Below are 556 nucleotides of genomic sequence, written 5' to 3'. Positions count from 1 at the left end.
TATGCTTTTTCTCCAATATAGTGTTTAGCTGGTTAAGCTCACGGATGATGTCGGGATCAGGTTTTTCATAAAGTCCCATGATTTTTTCTAGCATGATATCCACAAGGTCACAAATATGAATCACTTCACGCATGACGTTAGAGAGTGCAAGAGTCGGACGTTCAAGAACGCTATCATCAAGAGCTGTTTGATCGGATAAATTAAGAATTTTATCAGTTTGCACTTTTTTTGTACTTAAATGGACAATCTTAGTAGTCAGTTGTAACACCCATTTCGAGAGCGGTATCCCTGCAAGGAGAATGAAACATTGAAAACAATATGGGCATTAATAACTTGAGTAGAAACTTCATTGCCAAGCCACGTTATAGGTGGTTGAAAGAAGAGAAATAAAATAAGGACAAGGATTGAACCGGCTCCACGCATCAGTAAATTTCCCAATGGCACGAGTCGCGTATTAGGGGAGGCGTTGCGTGTTAAAAGTGGTGCTATGAGAGAAGAACCAAAGTTGACTCCTAGGACCATAATAATACACAGTTGTGCATGGATAAGGTTATAG

General features: G+C 39.6%; 1 pseudogene. It reads right to left on the bottom strand.

The features are described 5' to 3' along the window. Positions 1 to 556: pseudogene (locus ACFINZ_RS11965) on the bottom strand (Na/Pi cotransporter family protein); the annotation flags it as partial.

This window comes from Bartonella sp. AA81SXKL, from assembly GCF_042196945.1.
Taxonomy (GTDB): domain Bacteria; phylum Pseudomonadota; class Alphaproteobacteria; order Rhizobiales; family Rhizobiaceae; genus Bartonella.
The sequence above is the reverse complement of the archived record's forward strand: the minus strand, read 5'-3'. Positions and strand labels throughout refer to the sequence as shown.